Source organism: Halorhabdus amylolytica, assembly GCF_004944975.1.
GTDB lineage: Archaea > Halobacteriota > Halobacteria > Halobacteriales > Haloarculaceae > Halorhabdus > Halorhabdus amylolytica.
Map to the genome: position 1 here is coordinate 1 of NZ_SPQG01000010.1, position 18508 is coordinate 18508.

Genomic DNA, 18508 nt, shown 5'->3' on the forward strand with positions numbered 1-18508 from the left:
GTGCGGCGACCCCAACCAGCACCGCGCGCCGACCCGCCCGGAGCGAGCGGCCAGGGCATTCCCCGTTTCGCCCGCGACGCAACTACGTCCGTCGCGGGTCGAAGAGTCCCGGAAGCCTCCGGAAGTCCGGGACCGAAACGGGAGAAGCGCTGGCGCGAGGGCACATTCACTTTAGCCCGGCAGCCCGCCCGCTACTGCAGGCAGGCAGCCCGGAATGGTCGGTCGCGAGCGACGCGGAGGGCGGCAGCGGCGAGCGGGGCGGGCCGTGGCGTACACACTGTCCAGCCGGCCGCGACACTCGACGATCCAGCCACCGTCCTGGCGGACTCAGAAAGGGCGAGGCCGCCTCGGCCGTCCCCCGACTCCGCAAGCACCGCAGGGTCGAGGAGCGCAGCGGTGGTCGCGGGATGCCGAGCGGCCGAGGGCTTTCAGGAGTCGTCTCTGTCGACGAATCCGTGCGCGTTACTGGTTCGGTGAGCCGACTGGCTCGTCGAGAGGGATGTCGACGCCGTCCTTCGTGACGACGACCTCGATCCCCTCGACGATGAATCGAATCTCGACATCGCCGGAGGACGATGCGAGGAGTCGTTCGAGTGCCTCGACGTCGACGACATCGTGGAGCTGGTACGAATCGCTCGGCAGGCCGTGGACTTCCAGGGTTTCGACGATCTCGACGAGAAGATTCGAAGACCGGTCCGTATCACTCGGGGGTGAGGAATCCATCCTGATCTCAACCAATCCAAGGACGAACAGCAGTTAAAAGCGGGGGTTCGACGGCTTGGGAGGTCGCTTCAGAAGAACGACGAGGTCCTCTTTAGCACTGCTCCGCCGACTCGACGCAGTGGTCTGCTAAGTCTCGCGTCCAGTACGTCGCCGGCCCATCAGGACAGCAGTGCGCACAGAATTGGAGCGCCCCCTCGAGATGGCCGAGTTCCACGCGGAATCGGGTGAGCGCCGCGAGCGCGTCGACGACGAGCCCGCAGCCATCACAGGCGTAGTGGTCGCGCTGCTCGGGGTCCGGGGTGACTTGCGTTGCACAGTCGACACAGATCGGGTGACTCACCCGTTCGTCCTTCCCCCAGGTGTACGCGGTGCCGGTGTCCGTGCCGGGCGGCGCCGCACAGAAGGCACACCCGACGAGCGTTTGTTGGGTCACGGCTCCGTCTCGCCGGTGTCCCCGGCTGCCGTCCAGCCCTGGTGGAAGACGGCGAGCTGCCACAGCGATTCGAATGCTGCCCCGCTGGGCTCGTGTACGAGGACCCGCTCGTCGACGACCGGCGTGACCGTCCCGGCATCGAGCAGGTCTCGGACGAGGTCCTGTGCCGTCTCGTCGTCGAGATCCGCTGTCGATGGCTGGCGAGCATCCCGATCCTGCGCGAGGAGTTCCCGCTCGAGGCGTTCGTGATCGTCTGCCGTATCGTCGTGGATATCTGGCCCAGACATACGTATCAGGGGGCAGGACACGACCTGCCCGCACCCATCCTGGGGCGCGACAAACAGCTCTCTTGAGCCCCGCTCGTCCGTTCTGCTACGACGACTGCTCGACCCTCCACGCCTCACGCCATCGTCTGGGTGGCAGCTCTCCACCCTGGCCCGCGGCCTGGCACCTCGGCCCTGTTGGCCGCGAACGCAACTTTAGGCGGCCACCCCCACCACATATCGGTTGATTTTCCTGCTGTCTAGTAGCCGAATTCGGCCCCAAATCGCAAGACAGCGATACCTGACACCAGATTTTGGGAGCTGTCCAGGGACTCACTCGTTAGTGAGTCTGGTGTCTAGTGCTGCCGTCCTGCGATTTGCGGACTCAGAACGATCCCTATAATATCTGGTGTCTAGAACAAGTCAGGGCTGGTGTCAGCCGGTCCAGCCGGGCGATTGGAGAGGAAGCGTCTATTGGTCAAACGAAACGAACTGTTTCGCCCTGTCCAGAGGGGACTGGTTCTCGTCCCGATCTTCTTGCTTCGGCTCTTGCTCGAACTCACGTTCTTCGAGAGCAGTTTCCAGCCGATTGCGTTCGGAGCGTACGGTAGCGAGTTCTGATCGGAGCTGGTTGACCTCCGCTTCAAGTTCCTTGATTCGCTCCGATTTCTCCTCCAGTTCGGACTCGAGACGCTCGACCTTCGCTGTCAACAGCCGGTTCTTTTCGCGGAGGTGTGCCCGGTCCAAGTCACCAGGTCGCTCGTCGCTCGGGAGAGCATCAGGGATCGACTCCGACTCGTCGTCAGCTGTGTCCTCCTCGGGCGTGACTTGCTCTCGCCCGTGGTTCAGGCCCGCGTCTTCGATGGCTTCTAGCGTCTCGTTGTAGGTTTCGTAGCCGGGGAACCCCTCGTAGGTTCCATCCTCTCCCTCGCGATCGACGAACGCGTCCTCGGGACAGACTTCAAGCGCGACAGCCGCTTTCCGAACGGCCCAGAAGGGCATCTGGTCATAGGTTCCGCCGTCGACGCGGTCTGACCCGGCCTCTGGAATCCACACTGGAATGTCGTAGCCGGCGTTCCGCAGTTCGTCGACGGCCGCCCAGTAGTCGTCCCCATCGAGGTCCGCATCGGCGTCGGAGATAATCCCCGTCGCGAGCGCCATCAGTTTCGCTGGCCCGCCGCCGGCGTTCACCTTCGAATCGCCGAAGGTGTTGGCCTGTTCGTCGACGAAACAGGACTGCCCGCTCTCGCTGTGGCGCCAGCACGGGTCGAACTGCGGCCGCGGCTGGTTCGGATCCGTATCGTAGGCATCACTCGCGTAGTGGCGGGCGATCTCAGTGATATCGATGTTCTCGACGGCCTCATAGACGTCCTCTTTGAACGGCGTAATGGGGCGACCTTCGAGGGCACCATCTAGTTCCTTCAGTCGCTCTTCACGTCGCTGGAGCGCCGCCTCACGCTGGCGCTGTCGCTCCCGTTCCCGCTCGCGCTCCGCTTCGACCCAGGCCTCCAGCGTTGCCCGCCACTCGTCGTGGTCCTCGTAGAGATCCGGCCAGAGCGTCGCGACCAGCGAGTCGACGCAGTCCGTGTGCTGGACCCGCGTGAGGTCGTCGGCCCAGTTGACCGCCTGCTCGATGAGGGCGTTGTCGACGGTCTCGAACGGACGGAGCTCGTAGCGGACGTCGTCGGTCGCGATGGGCGTGACGACGGCATCGTGGTCGGCGTGAACCGACAGCGGCGGCTTGTACTGCCGGTTCTTGTTGTTCACCCAGTCGGGCTGGATGATGTCGCCGGCGCCGGCGACGCGCTCGTTCACACGGGTTTCTGCCTTCTGGAGCCACGCGTTCGAGCGGTCGAGAAACTCGTCGAAAACCCGTTCGAGCGCATCCGGATCGTCGCTGAAATGATCCGCAATCGGGAGCGTAGCCTCCGGGGCCCCGAAGACGTACGCACCCCCGACGGAGTCCAACGCATACACCGCGTCCCGCGTGCCGTAGAGCGTCGCGTACTCCTCGATGTAGGCGTCGAGCGTTCGCTCGACGAGCGCCTGTATCTCGGCATCGAGGTCACCACGCTGCGGCTTGATATCGTCAGCGAGGTCGATATCGCCCCAGGCGGGAACCGCCCGGAGGTCGGCATATCCGGGGGTCGGGGGCTCATCCTGCCAGACAGTCGTCCCCTCGGACTCGTCGTAGCGACAGGGTTCCCATTGCTGGAAGGCAGACGGTGTCTTGTAGGTGGTGACGGCGTAGAGCGTCCGTTCGAGGCGGTCGTGGATCTCGTCGTAGTCACGATCGAGGCGGGCGACCCGCCCGCGCTGGTAATACCCGGCCTTGATCGCCTCGACGTCGTCGTGGTCGCGTTTGATGTACCACCCGACGAAGTCGTTCAGCCCGATAGTCGGGTAGTCACTGACGGTCGCCAGCGCCTCGTAGACGGGTTTGGCGCGACGGTAGTGCTCACTGATGGCTGCTTCGGAGAGCGTCATCTGGTGTGCTCCTGCACCTCCTGAGCGGGGGCGAAACGACTACGCACTGGCATCGCTCGATTCCTCCTGGTCGCCGACGTCGGCCAGCTCGATTCCGACGTAACAGCGTCGCGTCTGGCCGTCCAACCACTTCTTGTCACGCTCGAACTGAGCGTAGTCGCGAAGCGTCCGTGTGAATCGGTTTTTCGGCTTCACCTCGTACTCCCCGGCCTCAGCATACTGCTCGTACGCATCGTAGACCTCAGCGACCGCGACGACCCCGTCGTCGGATTCGGTGAGACGGTCCCTGACGAATGCCCGAATCCCGTACGGGTCCGCCTCATCGTCTTCTTGCGCGTCGGAATCGGTCGAGTCACTCGGGGGCTCCCCTGCCGGATGGAGCGTCCCGTCTTGGATCGCGTCCACGAGTGGCGGAACGCCGGTAGCCGTCTCCGTGTCTGGCGTGTGGATGTCCAGCGTCTGGTCGTCCCCGACAGTCGCAATAGCATACGAGCGCTCCGTATAGTCCGGAACGGGCAGGTCGGTACTGGGCACGAACGGGCGCTTGACGAGCACCCAGTCCGATTCGAACGCCTCACGTGACTCGTAGGACTCGGGCAGTTCCCCCGGCCTGAAGACGGTGTAGGTCTCGCTCTCGGCGTCGTAGCTGTACGTCGCCGGGAACTGGTCTTTCGACACGGCGTCGAAGGAGTCGATCCGGGCGTGTTGGTCCCCGGCACTATCCTCCAAGACGAACGCACCGTCCCGCTCGAACCAGCGGGTGTGGCGACTACCACCGGTGGCCGGTCGGACGGCCGTCACCCCATCCGCGGCTCGCGCACCGCCGTTGAATGTGACGTTGTGGTTCATCGTATACAGCCGCGTCTCACCGGAGGAGAGCTGATTTCGCGGCTCATCGAGAATTTTCGCAAGCCGGTCGGCGATCTCGGCGGCTGGTTGATCGTCGTGGTCTGCGACGACAAACAGCGGAATTCGCTTCTGTTCTTGGGCCTTCCGAAGATTCGAGAGGACCTTCGACGGACGGACGTGGGTAGTGGTTTCGACTTCGACCTGGAGCTCCCAGTCGAGGTCCGCATGCGTCGCGATAGCGTCGGGACGGGACTCCCCGTTCTGATCGAGGACCTCCACAGAGAATCCCGCCGCTGCGAGCGCACGCTCGACCGTTTCGAGGACTGCATCGTGGTGGTCGCCCCCGCCGGTCGGTGACGTCGACGTATCGGGCGTGGCTGCCTGTTCACCCTCGTCTGTGAGCCGACACTGCACCGACGATGCCCCATCCGGGAGATCGACCTCGATGAGCGAGGACGCCTCCCGCACTTCCGGCAGCGTCTCGTAGCCCTGCGCCTCGATGGTGCCTTCCTCGATGCGCGAGAGCAGTTCCTCGTCGACGTCCTCGACGGACACCCAGCCGTTCGTCTCGCGGACGTCGTTCGACAGCTGGACGGCGCGGATCGCCCGGGCCATCGCGACCTCCAACGGCAGGTCGTCGGCGTTCTCCAGAGCGACGTCAGTCGCCGCGTCACGGCTCTCAACGGTCGTGCCGCCGGCCACTCCGTACTCCTCGCGGGTATGCTCGTGAACAGCCTCCAGGGCGTCTTGGAACCGCTCTTCCTGCGTCCCGGTCAGAGGTTGCTCGCTATCGGGATGACCGGGTGGAATCGGGAGGGGTTCGATACTGAACGGGTCGGGGCCGGTTTCGCCGAACTCAGGACTCGGGAGCTGGGCGATCCACTCGCCACGCGGGAGCGAACTGATCCGATTCTTGAACTCGACGGGATCCATCGCCTCGTGTGAGAGTGCTTCGGCGATGTCGGCGTCGACGGCGATCTTCCCGACGAGCGGACTGCCGATGTTGTTCAGGACGTTCAGGTAGACCTCGCGGTTGCCGGCCTCCTTCATCTGTTCGGGGAACTGCGTCACGAGTTCGATGGACAGCCGGAACTCCCGCCCCTTTTCGAGCAGCGTCGTCAGCGTATCCGAGACGACGACAGACGACGCTTCGTCGATGAGCAGGTTCGCTACGTAGTCGTCCGGCTTGCGGGCCAGCTCGTCGCCGTCGCGACGCTTGACAGCGTCATAGAGCTGCGTCAGGATGACGCCGGTCATCACGCGGGCGGCCTCGTCGCGGAGATCGCCCAGATCGAAGATGACCACCTTGTCCTCGTCGAGGAGGTCGCGGAAGTCGAACTGTGACTCGGTGTTGTTGAAGATTCGCCGGAGGTGAGCGTCCTGCGTGATGTAATCCATCCGGTTGCTGATGCCGCTCACGACGTTCGAGAACGTCGCCGGGTTCGAGCGCAGGTGTCGCTCCAGTTTCTCGGCCACCTGCGGGTCGCTCGCCCGGGGCGCGTCCTCCGGCGTCGGGTCCGGGGGGCCGGCGGCGTGGAACTGCGTGACTGCGTGTTCGAGCTGGTCGTGCGTGAAGTAGTCGACGTCCTGCCGGAAGTGCCCGTTTTCGAGGCCGTACTCCTCGTCGTACATCGCCTTGATGAGGTACTTGATGAGCGTCGGCGAGGCGATGGCGTCCTCGTAGCGCTCCGGCCCCATCACGAGTTTGATGAGCTCCTCGTAGTGGTCGGCCTTGTCCTGGATCGCGTCAACCCGACGGACCCCATCCTCCAGCGCCGGCGTGATGTCGAAGAACGCGAAGCCAGGCAGGATGTCAGGCACCGAGAAGTGGAGGACGTTCTCCTCGAGGTCGTCGGTGCCGAAGCGCTTCGCGTGAGCCCGCATATAGTTCTCGGGGAGGTTCCCGCCCTTGGAGTCGATCAAGAACACGGGGCCCGTGGTCTGGTCGTACAGGGAGAGCGCGTCGTTGATCAGGGCGACCGATTTGCCGGCGCCGCTCTTCGCGAACCGGCCGACGTGGAACGGAAGGAGATGCGGGGGAATCCGCATCGGCTCCGGCGTCGGCGTGCCGTCCTCCCCGAGCCCGCGGCCGATCGCCATCCCGGCGTCTGTGAACGCATCCATGTGGTCCTGCGCGGGGAGCGGCAGGGGTGTCCGGCTCTCGGGTTCGGCGTCGGAGCCTCGCCCGCCCTCGGTCGTGAGCTCGGTCGCCGGCGGGACGACCACGAAGTTCGCCAACTCATCCGGCCCGAGGACGAGATCGGGGCGGGTCTTCCGCCAGTCGCTCTTGGTCGTCAGGCTGGCGTTGAAGACGCGGTCGGCGTGCTTCGTAGCCCGCCGCCCCTTTCGGAGCCCGCGGCGGACGCGCTTCGGTCGGAGCCGATAGTGGGCCCCGTTCAGGTGGTCGAACACGGACCCGATATCGTCGAGACGGTGGTCGACGCGCTCGCGCTGCCGGTCAGAGGCTACGAGCGAGAGCGCTCGCATATTCACCGTGAACGTGTGCTGTGGCTCTTTCTCGTCGATGGCCTCGACGCGCTCCCGACCGCCGATGTCGAGGTATCGGCGCTGGCGGCCGGTATTCGAGGGACTCTGTGGTTCGTTCTCCGTGTTTCCGAGGAGCTCCCCGAGGAACCAGTCGACGATCCGGTCCTCGCCCTCGCGGAGTTTCCGCTGGCGTTCCCGTGCCTCGTGTGTCCAGTCCGGCTTCCGCTGGAAGAGCACCTGAAACGCGATCGGGTGTTCGGCGCGGGTCAGTTGGTCGATGAGTGATGCGAGCGGCGCCCGTGCGTTGTCATCGTCCTCGCCTTCAGTCTCCGTGAACTGCGGCAGCGTCGTCATCCAGTCTTCGCGTCGGGCCGCCTTCCCACACCAGGTGATTCCCAGCGGTGTCGTCTCCTCGACGCTCGGGGGCGTGTGATTCGGTTGCTGCCGGACCTCAGGCTCGGAATCGGACGGTGGGCTCGTCCTCAGATCGTCACTCGACTCGGTCCCGAACAATAACTCAGCGTCGTCGTCTGCCGATGTAGTGCTCTCAGAAACCACGCTCCCACCGTCGCCGACTGGCTCTTGGCTTGTAGCATCGAAGGCCTCCTCAGACGCCTCAGTATTCATCTCGGGACGGTCATCGCCCCCGGCACCGCTATCGTGAGCTGGCTCTGCTGTCGACGGGAGCAGCTTCGCTTCCAGGTCCAGGGTAACCCGCTCGAACGTCACAGTCGGTGGATACAGCGTCCGGAGGCGCTCCTCGAAGGCATCCATCCGCCGGTCGGCGCCGTAGTAGAACTCGACCGGCTCGTCCGCGCCCTCGCTCACTGCGAGGAATTCGAACACCGGCGGCGGATCGCCGAAGGGTCCGATACCGTTGAGAAGCCCATCGTTGCCGGTATCAAGGCCGTGGAGGCCGGCGAGCTGGCGAACCACAGTCTCCGGTGCAAGATCACTCCGGGACGGCGTGATTCGGATGTACTCGTCACCGCTGTTCGCAGCCGTGGGGTCTGACGGACGCTGCTCAGTCATCCTCCTGAGAGGCAGTGCTGGTTGGGTCACCGCCGTCGGCCCGAGCGCCGGCGGGGCGACTGTCCGGGCTCGTTACGCTCGCACTCGACTCGGGCTCGAGTTCGGCGACGTCCGCAGCGCCGCCGTCGATGACGTGCGCCTCGTAGTCGCTGGCTCGAATCCGAAGCGGGAACCAGCCCTCCTGGTCGATGCCGACGAGCGCCTCCGAGTACCCGTCCTCGTCCTCCCCCGCCTTCGCAGAGGTGACCCAATTTACCTGCCGCTCGCTGAGGTCGAACCACTTGGCAATCTTCTCTTTCTCCTCGTTGACACGGTGGAGGACAGTCAGTGAACAGAGGTTCGCGATGGTGCGTGCCTCCGGCGTCAGCGCGAATTCACCCCCCGTTTGCGTGATGAATTCGAGGCTCAGATCGAAGTGACGGCTGTGCCGGACCGCCGTCTCCAGGAAGTCCAGCGAGACGGCGTCGTTCATCAGGTAGTGCGCCTCGTCGATGCAGAAGACGACGCGCTTGTCGGTCTGCTTGACCCGCTCGTACACGCTGTTGAACAGCACCTGCATCATCAGGCTGGTTTCCGCCCGGCCACGGGTACCCTCCTCCTGGTGGAGATCGAGGTAGATGACCTTCGAATCGAGGTCGAACTCGGAGGGGCGAGCAAGGTTCTCGAGTTCACCGCCCTCGCGGAACGACGGCCGGAGGTCCTTGAGCAGCGACTGGGCATCCGACTGGACGGCTTCCTGCTCGCCCTCAGTGACGTATCCGTACTCCTCGGGGTCTTCGACCATCTCCTCGAGGACCGTGATGACGTCGTGAATTGTGGGCGAGTCCCGGGTGTGCGTCTCCGGGTCGCGGGTGATCCCGCGCTTCTCGTAGGCTTCCTGGACGGCCCGCCGAAGCGTCTGGTTGCGCTCGCCGAGTGGGTGGTCCGCGACGTGCTCGAAGAACGTCGCGAAGAAGGTCATCACCCAGTTGATTTGCTCACCCCACGGGTCGATGTCGTCGACCTCCTGTAGGACGTGGTCGGGTGTCGGCTTGATCTCCAGTGGATTCAGCCCCCGCCGGCCACCGACCGTGATGCGCTCGCCATCGAGCGCCTCGTTGACGCCGGCGAACCCCCGCATCGGGTCGAGCATAATGACGACCGTATCCTCGTCGAACATCGCCCGCCGCACCAACCGAAGCTTCGTCGCGAATGATTTGCCCGCGCCGAGCCGGCCGATAACCATCATACAGTAGCCGGTTTGCCGCTTGAAGCGGTCGAGGATGAGCGGGCTCGAATTCAGCGCGTACGTTCCGTACTCGATGCCGGGTTCGGCGAACGCCCCGGCCACGAAGGGGAACATCGCGCCGACCGCCCCACCGAGCATCGGCGTCTTGCTGTCGAGCGTCTCGTTGAACTGATCGAGAGCGATGGGGCTCGCTGAGGTGAAGGTCTTCAGCTGTGACCACCGTGGCGTCACCGGCGTCAGATTCGCGGGGGCCTGCCGGGCCGTCGTCGACACCGACTCGGCGTCGATATTCTCGCGGTCGTCGCCCCGGACCGTGAAATACATCGAGACGTCGAACGCCTGCATCGTCGTGTTCCGGAGGACGTCATACATCTCCTGGTGGTCCTCGAGGTCTTTCTCGACGCCCCGGGCGCTCGCACGGTGTTTCTCGGTCAGGTACTCGTGGTCGGCTTCGAGGTCCTCGATCTTATTCTCCAGCGAATCCAGCGTCTCTCGCGTGTCACGAGGGTCGATGTGGATGCTGACATCCGTCTGCTGGGTCTCGGCGGCTGCGTACAGCTTTTCAAGGAAGCCGTCCATCGGCGCATCGGGGTACTCGCCGACCCACAGGCTCTGCGCCCACTGGGTGTCAGTCCTGAGAGCGCTGGGTGTTCGCTCGATACTCGATGGCGAGACGACTGTCTGGTGGATTTCGGGGATGCCGTCGACGGCCTCACCGTCGGCTTCGTAATCAACAGTGAGCTGGGGCTCGTCATCTTCTGGCTCCTGTTCGTCGGAGACCTCGTCTGCGGTCGCCTCGTCGTCAGTTTCCGAACTGTCCGAGCCGGTGAAGGGCAGTAGGTTTCCAATCATGATTTGGTGATGACGGGGGACGTGCGGAGCGCCTGTTCGGGGTCGCCGTACTCGATTTCCGTACCGCTCCAGTATTCCGCGATTAGGCGGGTGAGTTCGGCCGCATCGACGGGGCGCGTGTCACACCCCTCGATGCCACGCAGGCCGCGCTCGACCCGCCGGCGCCGCTCGTCCAGTTCCTCGAGCATCGCGGCTCGCTCCTCCTCTTCCGGCGGCGCCGTGACAATCTGGACGAGGATGCCCAGTACGGGGATCCCAGCGAGCTTTTCGAGGAGGCTGGCCCGTTCGTACCGGACCTCCTCGGGCCGCACCGGGATCAGGACGTAGTGGTCGCGGATGGTCATCTGGCGCTGCGCCAGCTCTCGGTCGTACCAGTCGACGTAGTGCTCGATGAGCGCCTGGAGTTTCTCGTTAGATTTGACGTCGGGGTCGCTCAACCGGTCTTCGTACCGCCCGACGTACTCGTCGGCGGGGAACGCCTGCGTCGTCGAGTAAATCTGGATCGGGAACTCGACGGTCGTATTGACGAAGTCCTGGAAGGCCTCTGCCTTCTGGGCCCACTCCTCGTCGGTCGCGAGCGCCATGGTCGGTGGCGACACCTGCACCGCGCCGACGAGGGCCCGATCCGTCCGCTCGATGGCGTCGTGTCGCGGGTAGACGCGCTCGACGTGGGTGTACTCCTTCGCCTCCTCGTGGGCGATCTCCGTCTCGCTGCGGTGGAAGTTCACGAACAGACCGAGCCAGTCGAGACTGTTGGTGTAGCCCGGTGTGAGGTAGACGAACAGCCCACCGAAGGCGATCGCAATCGCTGCGAGGGGGATTGTGAGGGCAGACACCGGGATGCCGCGGACCGTGAGCGACGGTGGGATAACGACCTGCGTCACCAGGACTACCAGGACACCGGGAAGGCCCGCAACGGCGAGGTCCGTCAGGGAGTACTTCCCGAGGAACTGGGTGTCGGTACCGAGCGACTTCGGAATTCGTTTTGCGGGGTCAGTTGCGGAGCTCATGGTTTACTGGATGTATCGGGGCGGGTCGTCTCTCGACTCGCGATTCCGGTTCCGCGGCTGCGGGTCGCGGAGAGCCTCGTCCCGCTCGAACTCTCCGCTCCCGTCGTTGTCACCGCCATCCCCGCCAGAGCCGGTACTGGCGGTCGAGCCACCGCCGCCGCCACCGGAGCCGCCTTGCCCGCCGTCTCCGCCGCCGTCCGTAATCGCCTCGCGAAGACGGGAGCCGGTCGTGTTGAGGCGCTGGCCGGTCGCGTGCGCTCTGGAGTCACCGGAGTTCAGCACGTACTGCCCTCCGCTCTTGACCGCCGGCTCGTCGCGCACTCCACGGACGAAGTTCTTCCCGCCCTGCTTCGCCGACTGTAGCCGTTCCCGGCCTCTGGACAGTCGCCCACGAGCCTTCTGCGCCGAGACGTGCCGGGCGGCCCGATCGGCGATGAAGAACAGAGCCCCCGCCTGCCAGAAGAGGATGAACGGCGACGCCACGGCAACCAGCGGGATGATGAGCGCAGTCAGCCACGCTCCGAACTCGCCGGCAGATGGGCCAATGCTGGTCCCGAGGATATCGCCAAGCCGGAACAGAAGGGCGACTGGAACCGTCATAAACAGGAACGGCACGTAGAAGCCCGCGAGCTTCTTCATAAACTTCGAAGCCAAGGCGAAGGGACCGACTCCCGGAATCCAGAAGACGATGAGCAACGGCATCAGGAAGACGAACAGGTAGAGCGCGAGGTGACGAGCCAGGTAAATCAGACCGATGAGAACGAACAGGATGAAGTTCGTCGACAGGGCGACGACTGTGCCGAGGACTCCCATCGTCGAGAACGACAGGGTCTGGAAGAGGGTAATATCGGAGACGGAGGGCACAAGGAACCCCGCCAAAGCGTCCATAAACCGGAGCGAGAGGGCTGCGATCCACCACCACGACAGGATGCCGAGCAGCCCCGAGAAGGCTCGTTTCTTCAGCTTCGAACGATGGTAGCCATTGAACAGGTGGCTCGTCGACTCGAGGAAAATCACAATCCCGAGAGAGAGTCCATACAGCGTGAGGGTCAGCGGGATCATCGTCTCCCAATAGAAGTCGTAGATTCGAGGCCAGGCACCGTTCGAGGGAGCACTGAAGACAGAATCGGGATGTGGGGTTCCCACGACAGTTCGCAGAACAGCATCGCCGTGATTCTCGATAACCGTCCGAATAGGGCTGAACAGAATCCGGAGTAGTTCCTGAATCGCCCCAATGATGATATCACCGAGGGCACCACCGTCGCCGCCCCCGTCGCTTTGTGCAGCCACTGGAGCTGGTCCGAGAAGAAGTAATCCGACGAGACCCGCGACAGCCGAGACCACTCGTCGACGAACCCTACGCATCGTCACCACCACCAGGTAGTAGTTCGATGTCGACGTTCTTGCAGGGATGCTGGACGGCGGCCTGGTCATCGATATGGTAGCCGCCGGTTAGATCAGCGCGAATCGGCTGTTCAACATCACCGTGCGGGGTTTGGACGACTACGGTCAACTCGACAGAACCCCCCTCGCACGAAACCGAATCGTCGTCACTGATGATCAGCACTCCACGTCCCTTCAGGAATCTCTGCTCGGTGTTGGGCTGAAGGAACTCCTCTTGTGGATCCTGTGGACGTTCAAACCTCGTATCGGCGATCCCATCTCCTTCGATAACCTCCGGCGCATTCGAGTACGGGGCGTTTCGGAACCCAATATTGTAGACCCACGTCGGCCCGGAACCGGTGTTTTCCACCGTGATGAAGAGCCGACCAGTACTGTTCTGGTCACTTTCGTCGACCTCCGGCTCAACATCTACGACGCTAAGCTCCGGACGAAGCTCAATCGACATCGTATCCGAAGATTCGCCCCTAACAGCGACCAGTTCGTATTCACCGGTATCGTAGGAGCCGCCGGATTTGTAGAGGATCTGGAGATCTGCAGTCGTCGCCCCTTCCGCGACGGTGGTCTGTTCAAACGTGCTTCCGTCCGGGGCGATCAGATTGAGACGGTCGACATCGTGATCCTCAGCCAGCGTCACGACGAGGTTGGGGCCCGTGAATTCGACCTCCTCGAAGACGGAATCAGCGGGTGGGGACGACGTTCCTGTCGGCGATTCCGTCCCATTACCGGGGTTGTTTGTCCCCGAACACCCGGCGACGCCGGCGAGGAGAGCAGTACCTGACCAGGCTAAGAGACGGCGTCGGCTAATGGACCGCTCAACCTCTCGACCGTTGGATGCAGGATTGTCTCTGGTCATCATAGGGACCTCCATGGGGGCCAAATCCGCCACCCGGTGATTCGGTCGACGAAGAACACCGCAAGGAGGAACAGCGAGACCGGCACGCCAATCCGGAACAGCGTCGACACTATCTGGAGCACTGAGCCTTGCAGCAGCACGGTGTCCGAGTCACCGGTATAGCCGGGGGGATTGAGCCACCAGTGACCCGGTTCGTATCGGGCCGACACACCGCCTAGGGGCCGTTCAATCGTCGTCGTAACGGTTCCGTTGCCGGTTGTGTTCAACCGCTGTCCGTTGACGACGACGTAGCCGTCCCGTTCGTTGGTATTGATTGGTGCGCCGGTATTCGCGTTCTGGAGGATAACCCGGACGGTGACGGTGTCTTCGGTCTGGTTCACCACCTCCAGGGTGAGGTTGCTCTCGTAGATTTGGATTCGAGCGAACTCATCGGCGGGCCGTTCCGCCTCGACACCTCTGACGAGGCCCCACGCACGGACGGTCTCGGGCTGTTCGTCAGCCGTGGCCCGCGTCGCGATGCCGTAGCTGGCCGTGTACGGCTCCGTGAGGACATCCAAGTGAACGTTCGACGGGAGCGTCGGCGGCGACGTCGACGTTCCGTACACGTCCAGTATCGTCACGTTCTGACGGGGCGACGGCGTCGGCCCCGTCTCAATGGGATACGCGTTCACTTGGAGTGGATGGAGCGGCGAGTGAGCAGTCCGCTGTCCATCGTCCGAGCTGTAGACCAGCGTATCCCAGTCCTTGTCTCGGGCCGAGTAGAACCGCCAGACACCCCGGACGTCACCGTTTGGCAACTGGTAGCCGAGCCACGGCTGGTTCTTGTAGACGACGAGGCCGAGGTCGCCGTTCGGATACTCGGCGATGAAGCCGGCGACCGCGAGGTCGTACTTCGTGACCTCGATGGAATCGGTCACCGTGACGTTCTCGGTCGGGTATGATACGGAACTCTCCCAGTTGGTGCAGTCGCCCTCGTCGTTGTGGGCAGTACAGGTCTCAACCTCCTTCCGAAGCCGAACCGAGATGTTCGCCTGGAGCGTGAGTTGGTGCTCCTCACCGGCGTACCCATCCAAGGAGTACGATAGCGCCGGCGTGTGAGACCCACTAGCCGTCGTCTCTTCGTCACCGTCGACGAGGAGTTTCGTCTCCTCGATCTGGTGGCTCTCGAGACTCCAGTAGACGCGCCGGTCGCCGGAAGTGTCGTCTGGCGGCACCGCAACCCGGTAGTCGACGGTCCCGCGGAGCGTTCCATCTGGGGCGACGTAGAGCGGCTGTCGCGACGGCGACAGGCGTGCTCGTGTGGACGGCTGGACGGCGAACACCTCGGTATAGGCTTCCTTGATGAACTGGCCGCTGGAGAGGTCGGCATCGGGCGGATGGATCGACACGGAGCTGTTCGTCGCCGGGAACTCCTGGTGGTCACCCCGGTTCCATTGCTCGACCGCCCGCGGGGGCGAATCAAACGGGACATCGGTCCCCTCGCCGAGCTGCTTGACTGCCGACCCGTTACTCAGGTTCGCGCCGTCGGTTGCGCCGTCCTGATCCCCCGACCACAGTTTGTGAAAGGTCTCCTCCGGGACGCCGTGGTCGGTACTGTTCGGGGGATGGGCGACCGCTGGAACGGCGGCTGTCGATGCGACGAGGACGGCGGACATGACGAGTGCGAATCCTGGTGCGTGGTTAGAATCCACAACTCGTGCCACCGACCACGATGTTGTTCAGGATGAACTGGACAATCTCCGTCCCGAGCGGCGCGACGATCACGCCCCACAGCAGACCCTGATTCCGGACCGACTTCATCTCCTTCTTCCAGTCCGACCGGCGGGTGAACGGGATCGCCACCGTCGCGCCGAGCGCGAGGACACCGCCGATGAGCGGGCCGCCGAACTGGATGATGGTGAAGATGTTCTGGATGGTGTCGGCCATATTGGAATCACAGAAGGCGCTGCCGGGATCCGACTGCGCGGCCGCCGTTCCCACGAACAGGATCAGCGGAAGGAGCGCCAGCAGAATCGGGCCGATGGACCTGTGGATGATCCGAATGACGGACGTCGATTCCTCAGTACTGGCCGGCGTCTCGCCGGAGGGGACCTTGGCACACATCGTTTGTGGGAAAGGATAGCACGACCAAAAGAGGTCAGAAATTTTGGATGAATTTGGAGTGGTTCAAAGTTCTCCAAGTTCTCTAGAGAAGTTCCCATTCTACGGGGATATATGCGACCACATAGCCTGAGTCGAACTAATGTCAGACGCCGATACAGCGCCCAGCACTGGTAGCACCGGCTCAGACGTCGACGACGATGTGACCCGAATCAATATGCGAATCCCTCAGGGGAAATACGAGTGGCTACAGAAGGAACTCGACTCCTTCACGAGCGATACGGCTCGATTTCAGTATCTCATCCAGTTTTACTCCGATCACAAGGAGGATGACGCCGACTGCTGATCTACGACCGACAGAGCGACTTAGACCTGCAGTGGAGCAACGATGAGGAGCGGGCAGTCCTCGCCCTCGAAATAGTACTGCTTTACCGTCGTCGCATCCTCGAACTCGTCCGCATCTTCGGGGAGGGTGATCGTGCGGGCGCTGCTGTGTTCGTGGATCGAGTAGATGCCGAGTTCGGAGAGGCCCTCACACTCGGCGGGATCCAGTTCTCTACTGACCGCCTCTAACCACGCTTCGACTGACACGGAGGGCCGGTCATCCGGGTCAGCTTCAGAGTGGTTACTGCGGGGACTCGCTTGTGCCATGATACATTTGCACATACTTGCGCCATATCTACTAAATATTGACGGCCAACGTATTTCTTCAATTCAGGTTATGTAACTAATGAAGAGTGTGTCTGACGCAATCCCAATACGTGTCAAGAACGGCTAGTGCGCCGCTTCGAGACAGGCCTGGATATCTCCACCTGTCGGGAAAATCAGGATGATGAGAGGAACGGCCACCAACGACCATCCAACGGGATCCAGCTGGGGGAGTGGATACGCTGAGAGATAACCGGCGATACCAACCACGACAAGGGGAGTATAGAGAAGAGTCGGAGCAACTGAACCGATCCGAATCGCGAGCGTGGGGGCGCTCGCTTCGTAGACCGCGTCGACGTATGGGCCTCGTCGATTCAGGCCGAATGAGACAGACTCCGCATAGAGACTGTGGACTGCGTAGTGAGCCGACTCGTGGAGTACCCAGGCGACGCCACAGGCCACCAGATAGACACCGAAGACCCAGACCGTCTCGTGTAGCATCGTAGCTCAGACCCGCACGTTTCGAAATGGACGAACCTCGTAGTTAAGCCTGCAGGCTGGCTCGGGGCGGACACAATCTTAACCAACAGCACAGCAGGCTACCGGTGAAGTGTTGGTTAAGGCTCTGGCGATTTGTCGACGCCACCGGCGGTCACTCGATCTCGATGACCTCGCCGTCCCCGTCTTGGAGCTGTTCCCGGATTTCAGCTAGCAGTTCCTGGCCCTCGTCGTAGAGTTCACGCCCGTCCTCGAGCGACACCTCGTCCGCATCGAGCTGGTCGATGATCTCCTCGACGCGGTCCATCCGGCGTTTGATGTCGGGGTCCTTCGCCATCTCAGATCACTCCTAACCAGAGAGCGGTGATGAGCAACAGCAGCAGGAGGAGGACGGCGATTGCGGCCTTGTAGTAGACCGGCGGAAGGCCCTCGGGGGCCGTCGCCTCCTCGACTGCCTCGGCCAGTTCCTGTTCGTGTTCGTGCTCCTGCTCGAAGGTCTCGTAGGCGGCCTCCAGTTGTTGCTCCAGCGGCTCGATCTCACTGGCGAGGAAGTCATTTCGGGACTTCGCGATGTACTCGCCGGCGGCAGTCGGCGTGATCGCGGCCATATCCGCAACCCGATCCGCGATCAGTCGGTCGTCAGTATGACCGATGGCAGTCACGATCGGCGTGTTCGTCGTGAAGATCGCTTCCGCGACCCGCTCGGTGTTGAACGCCTGGAGGTTCGAATCGCTCCCACCGCCCCGACCGACAATGATGGCGTCGACGTCCTCCGAGCGGTCGAGATGGTGAATGCCGTTCGCGATAGACGTCGGCGCGTTCGACCCCTGGACGGTTGCGTCCTTCACCAGGATGTCGACGGTGGGGTCCTGTCCGTGAATCGCGTTCTGGATGTCGTACCGGGCGTCTCCTCGAAGGGACGTGACGACGCCGACCCGCTCCGGGAACGCCGGCGGTTGCTGTTTCTGCTCGTCGTCGAACCAGCCACGCTCTTCGAGTTCGCTTCGCAGTCGCTCGACGGCAGCCGCCTGGTCGCCGTCGCCGACGACGATCACTTCCCACGGTTTGAGGTCGATTTTCCCACCTTCGACCCAGTAGTCGATATCGCCCTCGAGGATGACTTCGGTCCCGTCCTCGAGGTCAGCGTCCATCTCCCGGTAACGGTTCGCCCAGATCATGCAGGGGAGCTCGGCCTCGCCGTCGGTGAGCGTGAAGTAGAGCGCCGTACTGTTCTTGTGGAGGTCAGTGACCTCGCCGATACAGCGGACACCGTTGAGGGCAGGCGTGTCCTGGACGACCGACGCGATCCGGTCGTTCAGCTGTGACACGCTAAGGACCTCTCTCGCATCGGGTTCGACCGCCTGCCGTTCGGTATCCGGTGCGTCCGCCATCTCCGTTTCCTAACTTCTGAACAGGAACCTCAAAAAGCTACGTTCGAGTGCCGGGGTTGGCTGCGTTACGCAGGCCTACAGGTCGCGGGGCTGAACCGTCTTCCGGTCGTTGGCCTCGGCACGCTCTGCGGCGTCGTCGAGCAGTTCGGCGACCTCTTCGTTGAGGGCGTCGTAGAAATCTGGCGAGACGTTGTGGTCCGAAAGTGCGTCCTTCACGGCTGCTTTGACGATTAGGTCAGACATTCCATCG

At 63.1% G+C, this 18508-nt stretch carries 17 protein-coding genes; 1 reads left to right on the forward strand and 16 read right to left on the reverse strand.

Annotated features, from left to right (window positions below):
• Positions 1 to 462 precede the first annotated feature (462 nt).
• From E3374_RS12210 to E3374_RS12260, 11 genes are all read right to left on the reverse strand, one after another.
• Positions 463 to 723 (reverse strand): HalOD1 output domain-containing protein, encoded by a 261-nt coding sequence (locus E3374_RS12210; protein ID WP_089649925.1) that lies wholly within the window; start codon positions 721 to 723, stop codon positions 463 to 465.
• Between the two features lie 91 nt (positions 724 to 814).
• A complete protein-coding gene (locus E3374_RS12215; RefSeq protein ID WP_136689346.1) occupies positions 815 to 1156 on the reverse strand; it encodes a DUF7558 family protein in 342 nt (113 codons plus the stop codon).
• Positions 1153 to 1443: a hypothetical protein gene (locus E3374_RS12220; RefSeq protein WP_089649983.1), complete on the reverse strand. Its 291-nt coding sequence runs from the start codon at positions 1441 to 1443 to the stop codon at positions 1153 to 1155. The genes E3374_RS12215 and E3374_RS12220 overlap by 4 nt, the downstream gene beginning before the upstream one ends.
• A 447-nt stretch (positions 1444 to 1890) precedes the next feature.
• Positions 1891 to 3906, reverse strand: coding sequence for a hypothetical protein (locus tag E3374_RS12225; RefSeq protein WP_089649923.1), 2016 nt, complete (start codon positions 3904 to 3906; stop codon positions 1891 to 1893).
• 39 nt (positions 3907 to 3945) lie between these two features.
• Complete coding sequence (locus E3374_RS12230) at positions 3946 to 8274, reverse strand: type IV secretory system conjugative DNA transfer family protein (protein ID WP_089649922.1); 4329 nt, start codon at positions 8272 to 8274, stop codon at positions 3946 to 3948.
• Complete coding sequence (locus E3374_RS12235; RefSeq protein ID WP_103992918.1) at positions 8267 to 10354, reverse strand: VirB4 family type IV secretion system protein; 2088 nt, start codon at positions 10352 to 10354, stop codon at positions 8267 to 8269. Before E3374_RS12235 ends, E3374_RS12230 begins: the two co-directional genes overlap by 8 nt.
• On the reverse strand, positions 10351 to 11364 hold the full coding sequence (locus E3374_RS12240) for a hypothetical protein (RefSeq protein ID WP_089649920.1): 1014 nt from the start codon (positions 11362 to 11364) through the stop codon (positions 10351 to 10353). Before E3374_RS12240 ends, E3374_RS12235 begins: the two co-directional genes overlap by 4 nt.
• A 3-nt stretch (positions 11365 to 11367) precedes the next feature.
• Complete coding sequence (locus tag E3374_RS12245; protein WP_179204619.1) at positions 11368 to 12654, reverse strand: hypothetical protein; 1287 nt, start codon at positions 12652 to 12654, stop codon at positions 11368 to 11370.
• Between the two features lie 67 nt (positions 12655 to 12721).
• Positions 12722 to 13621: a hypothetical protein gene (locus E3374_RS12250; RefSeq protein ID WP_248299481.1), complete on the reverse strand. Its 900-nt coding sequence runs from the start codon at positions 13619 to 13621 to the stop codon at positions 12722 to 12724.
• Positions 13621 to 15276, reverse strand: coding sequence for a hypothetical protein (locus E3374_RS12255; protein WP_089649917.1), 1656 nt, complete (start codon positions 15274 to 15276; stop codon positions 13621 to 13623). The genes E3374_RS12250 and E3374_RS12255 overlap by 1 nt, the downstream gene beginning before the upstream one ends.
• 25 nt (positions 15277 to 15301) lie before the next feature.
• Positions 15302 to 15724 (reverse strand): hypothetical protein, encoded by a 423-nt coding sequence (locus E3374_RS12260; RefSeq protein WP_004594540.1) that lies wholly within the window; start codon positions 15722 to 15724, stop codon positions 15302 to 15304.
• 139 nt (positions 15725 to 15863) lie between these two features.
• On the opposite strand from E3374_RS12260, the gene E3374_RS12265 reads away from it, so the two are divergent.
• Positions 15864 to 16067 carry a hypothetical protein gene (locus E3374_RS12265; RefSeq protein WP_089649916.1) on the forward strand — a complete coding sequence of 68 codons (204 nt, stop codon included), beginning with the start codon at positions 15864 to 15866 and terminating at the stop codon, positions 16065 to 16067.
• A gap of 20 nt (positions 16068 to 16087) precedes the next feature.
• Here the strand turns inward: E3374_RS12265 and E3374_RS12270 are convergent, their stop codons facing one another.
• The 5 genes from E3374_RS12270 to E3374_RS12290 form a co-directional block, all read right to left on the reverse strand.
• Complete coding sequence (locus tag E3374_RS12270; protein ID WP_200820954.1) at positions 16088 to 16312, reverse strand: hypothetical protein; 225 nt, start codon at positions 16310 to 16312, stop codon at positions 16088 to 16090.
• A 183-nt stretch (positions 16313 to 16495) separates the two neighbouring features.
• The gene (locus tag E3374_RS12275; protein WP_089649914.1) at positions 16496 to 16870 is read right to left on the reverse strand and encodes a hypothetical protein; all 375 of its coding nucleotides are present in this window, start codon (positions 16868 to 16870) and stop codon (positions 16496 to 16498) included.
• Positions 16871 to 17021: 151 nt separating this feature from the next.
• The gene (gene xseB / locus E3374_RS12280) at positions 17022 to 17204 is read right to left on the reverse strand and encodes an exodeoxyribonuclease VII small subunit (protein ID WP_089649913.1); all 183 of its coding nucleotides are present in this window, start codon (positions 17202 to 17204) and stop codon (positions 17022 to 17024) included.
• 1 nt (position 17205) lies between these two features.
• Positions 17206 to 18258, reverse strand: a complete 1053-nt coding sequence (gene xseA / locus E3374_RS12285) for an exodeoxyribonuclease VII large subunit (protein ID WP_103992916.1) — start codon at positions 18256 to 18258, stop codon at positions 17206 to 17208.
• 75 nt (positions 18259 to 18333) lie between these two features.
• Positions 18334 to 18501, reverse strand: coding sequence for a DUF1931 domain-containing protein (locus E3374_RS12290; RefSeq protein ID WP_136689347.1), 168 nt, complete (start codon positions 18499 to 18501; stop codon positions 18334 to 18336).
• Positions 18502 to 18508 lie beyond the last annotated feature (7 nt).

Excerpts from the sequence above, each read along its gene's own strand:
- E3374_RS12210 (WP_089649925.1), bottom strand. The coding sequence starts at position 723 with ATGGATTCCTCACCCCCGAGTGATACGGACCGGTCTTCGAATCTTCTC.
- E3374_RS12220 (WP_089649983.1), bottom strand. The coding sequence starts at position 1,443 with ATGTCTGGGCCAGATATCCACGACGATACGGCAGACGATCACGAACGC.
- E3374_RS12225 (WP_089649923.1), bottom strand. The coding sequence starts at position 3,906 with ATGACGCTCTCCGAAGCAGCCATCAGTGAGCACTACCGTCGCGCCAAA.
- E3374_RS12230 (WP_089649922.1), bottom strand. The coding sequence starts at position 8,274 with ATGACTGAGCAGCGTCCGTCAGACCCCACGGCTGCGAACAGCGGTGAC.
- E3374_RS12235 (WP_103992918.1), bottom strand. The coding sequence starts at position 10,354 with ATGATTGGAAACCTACTGCCCTTCACCGGCTCGGACAGTTCGGAAACT.
- E3374_RS12240 (WP_089649920.1), bottom strand. The coding sequence starts at position 11,364 with ATGAGCTCCGCAACTGACCCCGCAAAACGAATTCCGAAGTCGCTCGGT.
- E3374_RS12250 (WP_248299481.1), bottom strand. The coding sequence starts at position 13,621 with ATGACCAGAGACAATCCTGCATCCAACGGTCGAGAGGTTGAGCGGTCC.
- E3374_RS12255 (WP_089649917.1), bottom strand. The coding sequence starts at position 15,276 with ATGTCCGCCGTCCTCGTCGCATCGACAGCCGCCGTTCCAGCGGTCGCC.
- E3374_RS12260 (WP_004594540.1), bottom strand. The coding sequence starts at position 15,724 with ATGTGTGCCAAGGTCCCCTCCGGCGAGACGCCGGCCAGTACTGAGGAA.
- E3374_RS12265 (WP_089649916.1), top strand. The coding sequence starts at position 15,864 with ATGTCAGACGCCGATACAGCGCCCAGCACTGGTAGCACCGGCTCAGAC.
- E3374_RS12275 (WP_089649914.1), bottom strand. The coding sequence starts at position 16,870 with ATGCTACACGAGACGGTCTGGGTCTTCGGTGTCTATCTGGTGGCCTGT.
- xseB (WP_089649913.1), bottom strand. The coding sequence starts at position 17,204 with ATGGCGAAGGACCCCGACATCAAACGCCGGATGGACCGCGTCGAGGAG.
- xseA (WP_103992916.1), bottom strand. The coding sequence starts at position 18,258 with ATGGCGGACGCACCGGATACCGAACGGCAGGCGGTCGAACCCGATGCG.
- E3374_RS12290 (WP_136689347.1), bottom strand. The coding sequence starts at position 18,501 with ATGTCTGACCTAATCGTCAAAGCAGCCGTGAAGGACGCACTTTCGGAC.